The 14,312-nt window shown below is 46.4% G+C and carries 12 protein-coding genes; 9 read left to right on the plus strand and 3 right to left on the minus strand.

Going from position 1 to position 14,312, the window contains the following annotated elements:
• The first annotated feature begins 346 nt into the window (after positions 1-346).
• The 9 genes from hpdB to ACTTKA_RS01235 all read left to right on the plus strand — a co-directional run bounded on the left by hpdB (position 347) and on the right by ACTTKA_RS01235 (position 10,220).
• Positions 347-3,058 (plus strand): 4-hydroxyphenylacetate decarboxylase large subunit, encoded by a 2,712-nt coding sequence (gene hpdB / locus ACTTKA_RS01195; RefSeq protein ID WP_442713641.1) that lies wholly within the window; start codon positions 347-349, stop codon positions 3,056-3,058.
• A gap of 46 nt (positions 3,059-3,104) precedes the next feature.
• Positions 3,105-3,368 (plus strand): 4-hydroxyphenylacetate decarboxylase small subunit, encoded by a 264-nt coding sequence (gene hpdC / locus ACTTKA_RS01200; RefSeq protein ID WP_442713642.1) that lies wholly within the window; start codon positions 3,105-3,107, stop codon positions 3,366-3,368.
• A gap of 82 nt (positions 3,369-3,450) precedes the next feature.
• A complete protein-coding gene (locus ACTTKA_RS01205) occupies positions 3,451-4,725 on the plus strand; it encodes an MFS transporter (protein WP_442713643.1) in 1,275 nt (424 codons plus the stop codon).
• Positions 4,726-4,837: 112 nt separating this feature from the next.
• A complete protein-coding gene (locus ACTTKA_RS01210) occupies positions 4,838-5,785 on the plus strand; it encodes a glycyl-radical enzyme activating protein (RefSeq protein ID WP_442723660.1) in 948 nt (315 codons plus the stop codon).
• 197 nt (positions 5,786-5,982) lie between these two features.
• Positions 5,983-6,912, plus strand: a complete 930-nt coding sequence (locus tag ACTTKA_RS01215) for an RluA family pseudouridine synthase (protein ID WP_442723661.1) — start codon at positions 5,983-5,985, stop codon at positions 6,910-6,912.
• 57 nt (positions 6,913-6,969) lie between these two features.
• The gene (locus tag ACTTKA_RS01220) at positions 6,970-7,353 is read left to right on the plus strand and encodes a co-chaperone GroES (protein ID WP_442713646.1); all 384 of its coding nucleotides are present in this window, start codon (positions 6,970-6,972) and stop codon (positions 7,351-7,353) included.
• Between the two features lie 16 nt (positions 7,354-7,369).
• Complete coding sequence (locus tag ACTTKA_RS01225; RefSeq protein ID WP_442723662.1) at positions 7,370-8,182, plus strand: sulfide/dihydroorotate dehydrogenase-like FAD/NAD-binding protein; 813 nt, start codon at positions 7,370-7,372, stop codon at positions 8,180-8,182.
• A complete protein-coding gene (gene gltA, locus ACTTKA_RS01230; protein ID WP_442723663.1) occupies positions 8,179-9,660 on the plus strand; it encodes an NADPH-dependent glutamate synthase in 1,482 nt (493 codons plus the stop codon). Before ACTTKA_RS01225 ends, gltA begins: the two co-directional genes overlap by 4 nt.
• A gap of 125 nt (positions 9,661-9,785) precedes the next feature.
• Positions 9,786-10,220, plus strand: coding sequence for a copper resistance protein NlpE (locus ACTTKA_RS01235; protein ID WP_442713649.1), 435 nt, complete (start codon positions 9,786-9,788; stop codon positions 10,218-10,220).
• A gap of 323 nt (positions 10,221-10,543) precedes the next feature.
• On the opposite strand, the gene galK is transcribed toward ACTTKA_RS01235, so the two are convergent.
• The 3 genes from galK to ACTTKA_RS01250 all read right to left on the minus strand — a co-directional run bounded on the left by galK (position 10,544) and on the right by ACTTKA_RS01250 (position 14,195).
• On the minus strand, positions 10,544-11,683 hold the full coding sequence (galK, locus tag ACTTKA_RS01240) for a galactokinase (protein WP_442723664.1): 1,140 nt from the start codon (positions 11,681-11,683) through the stop codon (positions 10,544-10,546).
• Between the two features lie 75 nt (positions 11,684-11,758).
• Positions 11,759-13,066 (minus strand): MFS transporter, encoded by a 1,308-nt coding sequence (locus ACTTKA_RS01245; protein ID WP_442713651.1) that lies wholly within the window; start codon positions 13,064-13,066, stop codon positions 11,759-11,761.
• Positions 13,067-13,112: 46 nt separating this feature from the next.
• Positions 13,113-14,195, minus strand: a complete 1,083-nt coding sequence (locus tag ACTTKA_RS01250) for an aldose epimerase family protein (protein ID WP_442723665.1) — start codon at positions 14,193-14,195, stop codon at positions 13,113-13,115.
• Positions 14,196-14,312: the final 117 nt, after the last annotated feature.

Genomic DNA, 14,312 nt, shown 5'->3' on the forward strand with positions numbered 1-14,312 from the left:
AAAGAGAACTGCTACATGCATATTTTATATAGAACAAACTCTTTTGTATTTTATAAATTATGTATAATAAACATAATATACAATAAATAAAAACACCTTATTTGCTTTTCATATTTATTTTCGGTTAATTTGCAACCGATGGATCGACTCTCTAAAATAAGGATGCGATTTAAATTTCTCCTTAACAGATTTTTGGAAATTACATATTGACTGGTGTCCATGCTGCTTTTTGCGGCTTATCTATAACATTCGTTATTTGAACGAAGTATATTTGACTTATTTCTTTATCTAAAATTGACGTTACAACATTGTTGTGTACTAATTTATTCATTAAAATCTAATTATTATGGCTAAGAGTTTCAAAGAAATGCTGGTCGAATCAGGCCAGGAGTTAGAGTTTCAGTCAGGTGGAAAAGCTCCGGACCATCTGGTTGACAGAGAAATTAAGTGGGAGCCTCATCCCAGAATAGCGAAATTAAAAGGAATTTACATGGACTCGTTGTCATCAACGAACAATGAATTTCCTTACTGGTACACCCGGGAGTATTTTCAGGGCGACAATGAAATACCGGTTATCCGACGGGCAAAAGCACTGAAATGCGCTTTCTCACATCTGACACCGGTTATTTTCCCGGGAGAATTGTTGACCATGCGTAAAGGCGCTTTTATGCGCGCTTCTTTTCCAATGCCGTGGTTATCCGAAGGATTTTACATGGCGAACGAATCTAAATTCTATCAGGAAGCCTTGAAGAGAGGATCGGCCAGTGTGGATGAACACTCTACATTTGGTCAAGGCGGAGGGAACGTCACGAAGAGTTTCGGTAAAGTCATCTCGATTGCCGGAAAATTCGGGATGCGCCAGGAAGAAGTTCCGATGTTGCTGGAACTTGCCAGGATGTGGGAAGGAAAATCTGTCGATGATCTGGGGAACAAATACGAAAAGATGGTTCCCGATTACGACGTGAAAGAAGCCATCATGCGTTCGGTGGTTTGTATGTTCGACTCCGGTTTCACGCTACCTCAGGGGCGTGAAGTCATCAATTATTACTATCCGCTGGAGTATGGTTTCGAGGGAATTAAGGAGATAGCTCGCGAAAAGATCGAAGAAGTAGCCGGCCGTGCTGACGGAGACGGCATGGTAGGCATGAATCGTTTGTATAACTATCAAGCGATTATCTTAGCGATCGAAGGAATTCAAGCATGGATTCACAACTATGGAAAGCATGCGACATGGCTGGCTGAACGTGAAAAAGATCCGGCACAAAAGAAAGAATATGAAGACATTGCCGAAAGATTATTCTGGATCGAAAAGTATCAACCAAGAACATTTATTGAAGCTTTTCAGATGATCGAGACCTTGCATTTCGCGGTATTGAACGAAGACGCCATATCCGGACTTTCTCCCGGCAGAATCGGTCAGGTACTTTATCCCTGGTTCGAACAGGATATTGAAGCCGGCAGAATCACGGAAGATCAGGTATTGGAATTATGCGAACAAGACCGCGTAATCAAGACGGCAATCGACTGTTTTGCCTCTGTAGGTGTGGTCGGAGGCGTACTTTCCGGAAATACATTTAATACCCTTTCCATCGGAGGAGTCGACCGCAAAGGAAAGACGGCGGTCAACCGTCTCGAATATCTGATTCTGAAAGCGGGAGGTACGAATGCGATGCCTCAGTCCACCCTGGCGCTACTCTATGATGAGACGACGCCGAAAGATTTCCTTGCCTTGGCTGCCGATGTAATTAAAATCGGAAGCGGATATCCGGCATTTATGAATAACCAAATTGCAGAAAAGTTTATCTTAAGTCAGTATGGAGCAGAAGGAATGACCGTCGAAGAAGCCCGTGCATGGGCAATCGGAGGCTGTTTGGAAACATCGCCGGGCTGCTGGAAGCCTCTTCACTTGAATAATAAAGAGTATTGGATTCCGGGAGGATGCGGTCAGCCCACATCCGTAGGAGTTCACTTTATTTCTCAGCCCAAAGTGCTCGAGCTCGTATTATTCAACGGAGTCGATAAACGTACGGGAAATCGGGTTTATCCGGCACACGATAAAAAACTCGAAACATACGAAGAACTTGTTGAACAATACAAAGCATATTGGCAAAAGACCGTCGATATTCTTTGCTTGTGTAACAATATCCAACATGACATCTGGCGGAAGAATAACATGAGTATCGTCAATTCACTGCTTAAGCCGGACTGTCTGGATAAAGGACATCTGATTAATGAATTGGGATACCGGTATAACGCCACATTCAATGTGGAAAGTGCCGGAAATATTACTTTCATTAATAGCATGGCAGCTTTGAAGAAACTGGTATATGATGATAAAAAATATACGCTGGACGAAATGAAGAATGCCTTTATCAATAACTTCGGGTTTAAAACGGCTCAGGAAATTGGCAAATTCTCTCTTATGGAACAGGAAAAAGCGAACGACTCTACGAAGTACGATCGGATGCATTTCGATTGCTTGAATGCGCCTAAGTACGGAAATGACATTCCTTACGTCGACAACATTCTGCTCGGCTGGGAAGACTGGTTCTGCGATGACTGTCGGAAGTACGAATCGCTGTATGGACATCCGTTGTACGCGTGTCAGATTTCCGTATCCACCCATGGCGCGATGGGCTCAGCTACCATGGCTTCCGCCGATGGACGTCTGCAAGGAACGACTTTCGCCGATGCTTCCATGTCGGCTTATCCGGGAACAGATAAGAACGGACCGTTTGCATTGATGAACTCTGCTACGATTTGGGACCATTCCATGTCGCAAAACTCACAGTTGAATATCAAAATTCACCCCTCTGCCATTCAAGGACAGGAAGGTGCAAAGAAATTGATTGATATGTCAAGCAGCTATATGCGAGAAGGTGGATTCCACGTACAGTACAATATTGTTGACTCCAAGGTATTAAAAGACGCTCAGGCTCATCCGGAAAACTACCGCGATTTGATGGTGCGCGTTGCCGGATTCACGCAATATTGGGTAGAAATCGGAAAACAAGTTCAGGACGAATTGATTGCTAGAACCGAATATGAATCCTTATAATCGATTCGCCAAGTTTTTTTATTTGTATAATTAAAAAGTAAAAATCATGGAAGAAAAAATTTATAGAAACAGTCTGAATTATATACCTATTGATGTAGCGAAGGGAATTGATCGGTGTACCGGTAAACGTGTCAATGCGGATGACGTAGATCCGAATTATGAACGAATGCCCAAGTGTATGCACTGCGAGAATTTCACCCTCAATCAAGAAAAAATAGGATTGGGTGTCTGTCGAATGGGTAAGGAATTTATTGCTTATCCCGATATGGCAGCGGTTACTTGTATGGGATACAAGGAGCGGGGAGCATAACAGACCAGGATATAGGGAGAACCTAGTTCTCCCTATATTTTTTTACTTGTTCAATAGTTTATTAACTTTAAATAAATCAACTATGGAATTATCAAATAAATCCAAAAGATATGGTCTGATGGTTGTAGGCGCCTCGTGGTTGGCTGTATTCTGTCTGTTCGGATACAGAGCTACTTTTGCTATGCTGAAAGAGCCTATGGCTACAGAATTAGGATGGACACAGGCTGAGGTGACCCTCGGATATTCTCTTATGATGACAGTCTATGCAATTGTGGCATTCTTCGCCGGAATGATACTGGACAAATGGGGAACCAAACCGGTATATGCCATTGCCGCGATATTCGGAGGATTAGGGTTTTATCTAACCAGCTTGATAAGCATTCATTGGGCCTATCTTTTTACGTTTGGTGTTCTTGCCGGTATAGCAACCGGTATGCTTTGGGTGACGTCTACCGTTTCGGTACGGAAATGGTATGTCGGAAAAACGTACGGTACGATGTGGGGGATCGCATTTGCCGGAGCCCCGATGGCACAGTGGTTACTTGCCGAAGTGGTGAAAGCCTCGACAAGCAATAACTATACATGGCGCGCGACGATGGTGATACTTGCTGTGATTATTTTCGCCTTACTTGTATTAGCCGTAATACTGGCCAAAAGAAATCCGGAATATTATGGTTTAAAGCCTCATGGGGAATTGCCAGCTTCAGCCGCAGGAAACGTGCCTGTCGAAAAAGACTGGACCGTAAAAGAAGCCTATTCCAAATATCCGATATGGGGAGCTATTTTAATGTTCCTCACCAGTATGATGGCTGAATTTCTGATCTGGACACAAGTCGTCAGTTTCTGGGTAAAAGATAAAGGATGGAGTGATGCCAGCGCTATTAATGTTTATAAAACAATCGGTATCATCGGTATCTTCAGCATGCCGTTGTTAGGTATTTTCGGGGACAAGATCGTAGAAAAAGTAAAAAACGAAGTCAAAGGACGAAAAATCATGCTTATTATAGGGCCGCTGGTCGGTTTGATTGCCTGCTTTTTCTTACTAGCGTGTGAAAGCGAAGTGACGTTTGTTGCCTACTTGGCCGCTGCCATTTTCGCCATTTACTGGGCAATTGTGCCGGGCGGTGTTGTTGGATATACCGGCTCAATCTACGGACGAAAGACTCTCGGCAAAATATGGGGGTTAGCAACGTTAATTGTTATGGGAATCGGACCGTTTCTCGGTTCTTTTATCGGTGGATGGTTGAAAGATGTGAGTGGTAGCTATACATATTCGATATACTACGCTATCGGCTCATTTGTTCTGTCTGCCATATTGGCTGTTTCGTTGCCGATGACCATCAAACCATCTAAATAATAGTTTAATCGAAAACAGGAGGTCATTCAGGGTTGCGGTTGTTTCACAACAGTAACAACCGCAATTCAATATTGAAAGTATCATAAATACAAACAATTCATATCTAATGCTGATGGAGAATAAAGAAAAAGAAGTAAAAGGGTTAATTTTTAGCATTCAGTCATATTCGGTTCACGATGGTCCGGGAACAAGAACAACGGTCTTCTTAAACGGTTGTCCGCTGTCGTGTAAATGGTGTTGCAATCCGGAAGGTTTATTCAGGCATCCGGTCATGTTACATAGCTATGCGAAATGTAAAAAATGCGGAGCTTGTATTCAGGTATGTCCTCATCATGCCATATCAGTCGGTGAAAATCACGAGCCAATATTTGATCGTTCGATATGCGATACCTGCACGACGATAGAATGTGTGGACGCTTGTTTACATGAAGGAAATTCTATTTCAGGCGAGTATTATACGATTGATGAGCTGATTCATCGTCTGGATCGCGACCGTCCTTATTGGGGCGACCATGGCGGTGTGACATTTAGTGGCGGAGAGCCTCTGCTGCAAAAAGATTTTATCCTTCCCATGTTGAAGGCATGTAAAGAACATTACATGCATGTCTGTATTGAAACCACGGCATGTGTCAACTCGGCTCATTGGCTTGAGGTGATCCGGTACGTCGATTGGATTTTCACAGACATCAAGCACATGAATCCGGAGAAACATAAACAAATGGTAGGAGTGGAGAATCAGCAGATATTAAAAAACATCGAACTGTTAGCTATGCAACAGGAGTGGCAAGGTATTGTTGTTCCACGTATCCCCGTCATACCCGATTTTAACGATGATGATGAAAATATCATCCGGACAGCAGAATTTGTCCGCGACATCGGGTTGGAAGTCATTAACATTCTACCTTTTCACCGATGGGGAGAATCCAAATATCGGCAGTTGGGCAAAAAATATCTCTTCGATGAACAGGAAAGTCCTGCCGAAGAACGAATGGAACATCTCAGGTCATTGATTGAAAACAAAGGTTTACTTTGTTATATTGGCTATAAGACCCCTTTCTAACAAACATCTAACATAAACAAATCCTTTTTTTCTCAATTCGAGAGTTGAGAAAATTCGGTGAGAACGTTTGGACGGCAGATCGTATCCTCTTGCGATAGACCAAAGAGTAACAAAACATTCCCCGTGACAAAAAACGCGATTTCAGCCCGATTCACGGATAAATGTGTAACTTTGGCGGCTCTAAAAAGAAAACAAAAATGACATCACAACGAAAATACGGTCGTGGTAACCGCTCTTCTCCAAACCACGAAACACTTCCGCGCGGACAGCGTGCAACGGTCAAACTAGATACCACCCTACTTCCCTACCTCTTCGACCAGCTTAAAGACCGCAGTAAAAGTTCGGTTAAAAGCCTGCTCAAACATGGGCAGATATGGGTCAACGGAAAAGTTAAAACACACTTCGACACCCCCTTGCGTCCGGGTGATGAGGTGTTGATTAGCCATGAACGTGCCAAAACGACATTCAACAATCCATATCTGCGTATTGTTTGGGAGGACGAATCGCTCATCGTGATTGAGAAGAAAGACGGCCTGTTGTCAGTTTCCGAATCACAAGCACAGGAACGCACCGCCTACGCTTTCCTGTCGGGCTATGTGCGCGAACAAGACCCGCGTAATCGGGTATTCGTGCTTCACCGTTTAGACCGGGGGACATCAGGGCTGATGATGTTTGCACGTAACAAAGGGATACAGGAGAAGCTGCGCAACGACTGGTCGACCATGATTACGCGCCGCTCGTACGTAGCCGTGGTCGAAGGCAGACCTGACCCTGCACAGGGCAGGCTTGTCTCCTATCTGGCCGAAAACAGCCGTATGAAAGTGTTCTGCACCGATGCCTCGCGCGGCAAGGAGGCCGTAATGCGTTATCGTGTATTGCAAAGCAACGACCGTTACTCGCTCGTGGAGTGCGAGCTGGAGACGGGTCGTAAAAATCAGATACGCGCCCAGATGGAAGAGGCCGGCTATCCGGTTGCAGGCGACCCGAAATACGGAGCAAAGACCGACCCGGCCCAACGCCTCATGCTGCATGCTTTCGGGCTCTCGTTCATCCATCCGGTAACAGGACATGAGATTGCTTTTGAAACGCCCATCCCATCCACCTTCCGCGCACTGGTAAAGGATTAATTTGGCTTCTTTACATATAAATATTACTTTTGCGTCTGTTATAAAAAAAGAAAAGAAATGCAACTGTCAATAGACCATAAAACGTTTGACAAGTTTTTGATGGTGGGGGATAAGGTATTGGTTAAACCCACCAATCCGCAGGTAAAAACCAAATCGGGTTTATTACTCCCTCCCTTGGTACAGGAAGGAGAAAAATTACAGACGGGCTACGTCATCCGTATTGGCCCGGGCTATCCTCTGCCCTTGCCTGCCGACGAAGATGAACCATGGAAAAAGAAAGACGAAAAAAACTCTTACCTGCCTTTGCAAGCCAAGGAAGGAGATTTGGCCGTCTATCTGCAAAGTTCGGCTTACGAGGTCAGTTTGAACGACGAGAAATACCTGATCCTGCCGCATTCGGCCATTCTAATGTTAGTCAGAGATAAAGAACTATTTGAATAGCAAACGGAAAAATATCATGAACAAAATTGTAAGTAAAGAGTATTTTTCTTCCCACGTCGTAAAGCTGGAGGTGGAAGCCCCATTGATTGCGCGTTCACGTAAGGCCGGACACTTTGTGATTGTCCGCGTAGGCGAAAAGGGAGAACGCATTCCACTGACGATTGCAGCCTCCGATACAACAAAAGGTACGATTACGCTGGTCGTTCAGGCCATCGGCCGTTCGTCAAAAAAGCTGTGCAAACTGAATGCAGGCGAATCGATTACGGATTTAGTCGGCCCATTGGGACAGGCCACGCATATCGAAAAGGTCGGGACGGTGGTCTGTGCCGGCGGAGGAGTCGGGGTTGCCCCCTTGCTTCCTATCGTCGAAGCCTTTCATCGTGCCGGAAACCGCGTGATCGTCGTGTTGGCCGCACGAACGAAAGAGCTGGTCATTCTGGAAGAACAGATGCGCGCCTGCTCCGACGAAGTTCTGATCATGACCGATGACGGATCATACGGAACGAAAGGATTGGTGACAAACGGCGTCGAATCGGTAATCAACCGCGAACCGGTCAATTTGTGTGTGACCATCGGCCCGGCCATCATGATGAAATTTGTCTCCGAGCTGACTAAGAAATATCAGGTACCGACGGTGGCCTCACTGAATACGATCATGGTAGACGGAACAGGCATGTGCGGTGCCTGCCGCGTGACCGTAGGCGGACAAACAAAGTTCGTCTGTGTAGACGGGCCTGAATTCGACGCGCATCAGGTCGATTTCGACGAGATGATGATGCGTTTAAATGCCTATAAAGGATTCGATAAAAAACAACCGGAATCAGTATGACAACACAAGAACTCATTGCGGTACGGCGTGCCGAGCCTTGGAGAGAAACCTTGCGCCAAACGAAGAAAAACAAAGAGCGCACCGATATTTCGCGTGTACGGATGAATGAGCTTAATGCCGACTACCGGAGCGGCAATCATGAAGAAGTCAATCTCGGACTTACTGCCGACCAAGCCATGCAGGAAGCACAACGATGCCTCGACTGCCCCAATCCCACATGTATGAGCGGGTGTCCGGTCAGCATCAACATCCCTACATTTATTAAATATATCGAAGCGGGCGACTTCTTGAAGGCAGCCCAAACGCTGAAAGAAACGAGCAGCCTGCCGGCTGTCTGCGGTCGTGTCTGCCCGCAAGAAAAACAGTGTGAGGCACAGTGTGTACATCTGAAGATGAAAAAAGAACCCGTAGCCATCGGTTATCTTGAACGCTTCGCGGCGGATTACGAACGAGAGAGCGGTCAGGCGTCGATTCCGGAGATGATGCCGGCTAACGGAATACGCATCGCCGTCGTCGGTTCCGGGCCTGCCGGACTCTCGTTTGCCGGCGACATGGCCAAGCGCGGATATGAGGTTACCGTGTTCGAAGCATTGCACGAGATCGGCGGCGTATTGAAATACGGCATTCCGGAGTTCCGTCTTCCTAACCGAATCGTCGAATTTGAAATCGACGGTCTGCGGCGCATGGGCGTTCACTTCATCACAAATTGCATCGTAGGAAAAACGATCAGCTACGATGATCTCCATGCCGACGGTTTCAAAGGCATTTTTGTGGCCAGTGGCGCCGGCTTGCCGAATTTTATGAATATCCCGGGCGAGAACCTGATCGGGGTTATGTCGTCGAACGAGTACCTGACGCGCGTCAATCTGATGCATGCGGCATCCGAAGATTCCGACACGCCGGTGTTGCAGGGTAAACGCGTGGCGGTGATCGGCGGAGGAAATACGGCGATGGACTCGGTACGTACGGCACGTCGTTTAGGTGCTTCGCGCGCCATGATCGTCTACCGTCGCAGCGAAGAAGAAATGCCTGCCCGACTGGAAGAAGTAAAGCATGCCAAAGAAGAAGGAATCGAATTTCTGACACTACACAACCCGATTGAATATCTGGGCGACGAAAACGGGCGAGTGAAACAGATGCGCCTGCAGAAGATGGAGCTGGGAGAACCCGATGCCTCCGGACGCCGCCGCCCCGTAGCGATCGAAGGCGCTGTAGAAACGCTTGAAGTCGACGAAGTTATTGTCAGTGTAGGTGTATCTCCTAATCCATTAATCCCAAGAGCATTTGAAGGTTTGGAAATTTCGTCGAAAGGCACTATCATCGTTCATGAAGACGATATGCGTTCTTCTCTACCCGATGTATATGCCGGAGGCGATATTGTTCGCGGCGGAGCTACCGTCATCCTTGCCATGGGCGACGGTCGCAGGGCTGCGGCCGGCATGGATCGGGAACTCCGGGCATCGGAAAGCGACCGTTGACACCTCAACGAATACACAACGGCGTTAAAAAGACATAAAAAACATCTGTTTTCAGATGTTACGCAAACATTTTACCGCCTCGTTTGTTTATTCTTTTAGATTAACTCAATTGAATATTACATCGTATGAAAAAGAATTTGTTTTTTTGGGGAGTCGCAGCACTCCTGTTTGGACTCGTATCTTGCAAATCCGGTAACAAAAATACGGAAACCAGCGAGGACGATCAGATGATTGAAACCGTACAGGCGCCCGTTTTTGACAAGGCCGGCGTATATTACGGCGTTCTTCCGTGTGCCGATTGCAGCGGTATTGAAACGACCCTTGAACTCATGAGTGATCAGACGTATAAGCTGACGCAAGTTTATCAGGGAAAGGAAGACGGTCGCTTCGAATCGTCCGGCGCCCTTACATGGGATGCGGAAAATAACATCATCACGCTGGGACAGGGAGAAGAGATGACAAAGTGGCTGATCGAAGGCGACAAGGTTACCATGCTTGATAAAGAAGGTAACAGGCCGGAAGGTGAATTAGCCGATCAATACGTGCTTACAAGAAAGTAAGAAAAGAGCATTGATTGAGTGACTTTTGCACAATGGTTCGCTCTTAGTACCTCAGATGTTTACAAAAAAAAGAGATTTCGTTTTTACCTCTCAAATTAATTTTCTTTATTTTGGTGAACCGTCTCCGGTGAAGAGAGCAGCCGTTCTGTGCAAAAGTACTGCTTGTATGAAAAGACCTGTTTAGCAGAAGATATTTTTCTAAATCTCTCCACCATTTACCATATTCCTTTGGGGCACAGATTCACATAAAAAAAACTGCCCGGAAAGATTGATTCTTCTCTTGGGCAGCTTTTTTATCAATAAATTACACAAACATTAGTCCGTTAGTCGCGTATTTTGCGCGCCCCGTCGCTGATCACAACGTCGTATACTTTCGGACTACGGTTATATTTAGCGCGATAAGCTTCTTTGGCTTTCGTAACGAACGGCTCGTATAATTCATCTTTTACCAGATTGATGGTACAACCGCCGAAGCCGCCACCCATCACACGCGAACCGGTTACACCGCACTCGCGAGCCATGTCATTAAGAAAATCCAATTCCTCACAGCTTACCTCGTAAAGTTTGCTCATGCCTTCGTGCGTCTCGTACATCTTCTTCCCGACCGTCTCGTAATCGCCTTTTTCGAGCGCATCACAAACATCGAGCACGCGCTGAATTTCTTCAATCACGTATTCTGCACGCATATAATCTTCATCACTCACTTTTCCTTTCACAGCATTGAGCTGATCGAGTGTGGCATCGCGCAGAAATGCTACGCCGATGGCACGTGCCACGTTTTCGCACGACTCGCGACGTTTGTTATAGGCCGAAGATGCAAGCTCGTGTTTCACGACCGTGTCGAGCAAAACGAGTTTGTATCCTTTCGGATCGAACGGGAAATATTGATGCTCGAGCGAACGGCAATCAAGACGCATCAGGCTGCCGGCCTTTCCGAAGATCGAGGCAAACTGATCCATGATACCACATTTCACGCCACAATAGTTATGTTCCGTAGCTTGTCCTATTTTGGCCAGTTCAAACTTGTCGATACCCAAATCGAACATATCGTTCAACGCATACGCGTACACACTCTCCAAAGCAGCCGACGATGACATCCCTGCGCCCAACGGCACATCACCCGCAAACGCGGTATTAAAACCTTCGAGCTTTCCGCCCCGTTTAATGATCTCGCGACATACGCCGTAGATATAGCGTGCCCAGCTTGTACGCGGCGCATCGGCTTCCTCAAAACCGAATTCCACATAGTCTTTCATGTCGATCGAATAAGCACGTACCTTATTCGTACCGTTTCGTTTCAACTCGGCCATCATGACCTTGTCGATCGCTCCGGGGAATACGAAACCACCGTTATAGTCGGTATGTTCGCCAATGAGGTTAATACGTCCCGGAGACGCATATACGGTGCCGGTAGTGCCGTCGAAATGTTTGATAAACCGGCTTCTTACATGTTCTACTTCCATACTGTTAATCCGTTATTATATGATAAAAAATTTACCGCCTCATCCTTTGCCAGGATGAAGCGGCACTTGTCTATATTAATTCACAGGAATATCCTTGTTTACATTTTTACAACCAATCAGCGCATAGTAGAGGAGGTAAATCAGTCCGGCTACAATTACCCAGTAGCTGGCCATATACCCTATACCATCTTTCATATCCACAATTGCATTTTGCAACAACGGGAGAATACCTCCACCGCAAACCATCACCATAAAAATACCGGAGGCTTTTTCGGTGTATTTGCCTAACCCTTCTACAGCCAGATTGAAGATACCACCCCACATCACAGAGGTACACAAACCGATCAACACCAATAAAGCTGCGCTTACAGGAACTTGCACTAGTCCGAACAGCCCGCTGGCATCATTCTTGAATACAGGCAGATTAATCAACGAGCTGACAGGGGTAAACATGGCCACAAGCGTAAGCACTAATCCTAATCCCGAAGCTACGAGTAACATACTCTTAGCCGATACTTTGCTACCGATCGCTGCCCCGAGCAAGCGACCTACAAGCATCAATAACCAATACGTCGCGGTTACAGACCCAGCAATCGCTTCGGCATTCCCCATGCCACCTAATTGCAACACATCTAAATCAGGGTTTTGAAGCCATTTGTTCAACACATTCGGAATACCTACCTCAACACCGACATATACGAAAATACCTACCGCACCGAGTATGAAGTGGCGGAAAGATAGCGGACTGTATTGAGAAGATTCGGAAGATACTTGTTGTTCTTTGTCTTTTTCAGGAATAGCTGTCAGCGCAATCACTAAAAAGGCAAAGGCAAAAATAGCCAGCGCCGCATACATGAGGGGAAACACGTTGCTGATTTGAGCATTCTTGATTCCTTCCGGAATAAGGATACCTGTCAGAATGATCACAGCCGTACCGCATAACGAATTGAATGATCCGCCGATCTGAATCAATTGGTTTCCTTTATTTCCTCCTCCTCCGAGTGAGTTCAGCATCGGGTTTACTACCGTATTCAGCAAACACATGGAAAAACCTGCGATAAATGCACCCAGCAGATACACGCCAAAACTTTCCATCGTGCCCGAAAGAGTCTGAATGCCTACACCGGCAAAGCCGATAGAAATCGCAATCAAGGCGGTCTTCTTATACCCAAATTTTTGCAACAGGTTACCAGCAGGATATCCCATCACGGCATAAGCAATAAAGTTGGCAACTACCCCTAATGTTCCCATCCAGTTGGGCACATTGAACTGAAACTTCAAGATGTCTCCCATCGGAGAAGCAAGGTTCGTTACGAACGAAATCATACCGAACAGGAAAATCATTACGATAATTGGTAATGTGTAATTCTTTTTGTCACTCATAATTCATTGTTCTTTTTAGTTTTTTATTAATCTATTATTCTCATCGTTATTCCACAGAAAAAGCGTAGACGGTTGTACTCTCAAACACCTCGCCGGGACGAAGCACGGTCGACGGATAGTCGGGTTTGTTGGGACTGTCGGGGAAGTGTTGGGTTTCGAGGCACAAGGCAGCACGCATCGGATAGCGTTGTCCCTTCTTTCCTTCGAAGTTACCGGTCATCCAGTTGCCGGTATAAAGCTGTACACCCGGTTCGGTTGTGTAGGTATTCATCACGATGCCGGTTTTGGGAGAAGCACATCGGGCGCAAAACACCGGCAGGCCGTCAGAGGCAGTGCGGTTCAGCACATACGTATGATCATAACCTTTTCCGATAATCAGTTGTTCGAACGGCTCATCGATCCGTTCGCCCACGGGGTGACATTCGCGGAAATCCATCGGTGTGCCTTCTACGGTTGCTTTCGGTCCGAGAGGGATGGCCGTTTCGTCGGTCGGCAGATAATAATCGGCATCGATTGTCAGCAGATGGTCTCCGATGGACGGGTCTCCGGCACCGGACAAATTAAAGTACGAATGATTCGTGAGGTTTAGTACAGTCGGCCGGTCGGTTGTTGCGCGGTAGGCGATCGCCAATTCGTTATCGTCCGTCCAGCGGTAAGTCACTTCCACCCTCAGCGTTCCGGGGAATCCTTCCTCTCCGTCGGCTGAAACATATTGCAGTTTGACGGTTTGCCGATCGACTTGCTCCATTTCCCATACGACGGCATTGAAGCCTTTGAGGCCTCCGTGCAAGCTGTTGGGGCCGTTGTTGATGGCCAGCTTGTCATAAACCGTTCCGTCGAGCGTGAATCGTCCTTTGGCAATGCGATTACCGTAGCGTCCGCAAACGGCGCCAAAGTATGGCTCTTCCGAAGTGAGATAATCATGAATCGAACGATGGCCGGTAACGACGTCTGTCAGTCGCCCGTTCTTGTCGGGCACCATCAGTGAGACTATTTTGGCGCCATAGTTGGTAACGGTTACCTCGGCGCCGGATTTATTCGTTAAAACACATAGCGAAATTTCTTTTCCGTCTATCTGCGTGCGGAAATCTTCCACACGCAGACCGGATTGCGTTTGATCATTCTCCATAATCAGTCATTTGTTAATTTTGCGTGTAAAATTAGCGTTCTTCTGCTGAATGCGACAACTTAAAAAGATGTTATATAGCATGTTTTTATCGAAGTATTTCGAACGTATCGGCTAAAT

Source organism: Tannerella sp. (assembly GCF_052170195.1).
In the GTDB taxonomy this organism is placed as follows: Bacteria; Bacteroidota; Bacteroidia; order Bacteroidales; family Tannerellaceae; genus Tannerella.

Excerpts from the sequence above, each read along its gene's own strand:
- hpdB (WP_442713641.1), top strand. The coding sequence starts at position 347 with ATGGCTAAGAGTTTCAAAGAAATGCTGGTCGAATCAGGCCAGGAGTTA.
- hpdC (WP_442713642.1), top strand. The coding sequence starts at position 3,105 with ATGGAAGAAAAAATTTATAGAAACAGTCTGAATTATATACCTATTGAT.
- ACTTKA_RS01205 (WP_442713643.1), top strand. The coding sequence starts at position 3,451 with ATGGAATTATCAAATAAATCCAAAAGATATGGTCTGATGGTTGTAGGC.
- ACTTKA_RS01210 (WP_442723660.1), top strand. The coding sequence starts at position 4,838 with ATGGAGAATAAAGAAAAAGAAGTAAAAGGGTTAATTTTTAGCATTCAG.
- ACTTKA_RS01215 (WP_442723661.1), top strand. The coding sequence starts at position 5,983 with ATGACATCACAACGAAAATACGGTCGTGGTAACCGCTCTTCTCCAAAC.
- ACTTKA_RS01220 (WP_442713646.1), top strand. The coding sequence starts at position 6,970 with ATGCAACTGTCAATAGACCATAAAACGTTTGACAAGTTTTTGATGGTG.
- ACTTKA_RS01225 (WP_442723662.1), top strand. The coding sequence starts at position 7,370 with ATGAACAAAATTGTAAGTAAAGAGTATTTTTCTTCCCACGTCGTAAAG.
- gltA (WP_442723663.1), top strand. The coding sequence starts at position 8,179 with ATGACAACACAAGAACTCATTGCGGTACGGCGTGCCGAGCCTTGGAGA.
- ACTTKA_RS01235 (WP_442713649.1), top strand. The coding sequence starts at position 9,786 with ATGAAAAAGAATTTGTTTTTTTGGGGAGTCGCAGCACTCCTGTTTGGA.
- galK (WP_442723664.1), bottom strand. The coding sequence starts at position 11,683 with ATGGAAGTAGAACATGTAAGAAGCCGGTTTATCAAACATTTCGACGGC.
- ACTTKA_RS01245 (WP_442713651.1), bottom strand. The coding sequence starts at position 13,066 with ATGAGTGACAAAAAGAATTACACATTACCAATTATCGTAATGATTTTC.
- ACTTKA_RS01250 (WP_442723665.1), bottom strand. The coding sequence starts at position 14,195 with ATGGAGAATGATCAAACGCAATCCGGTCTGCGTGTGGAAGATTTCCGC.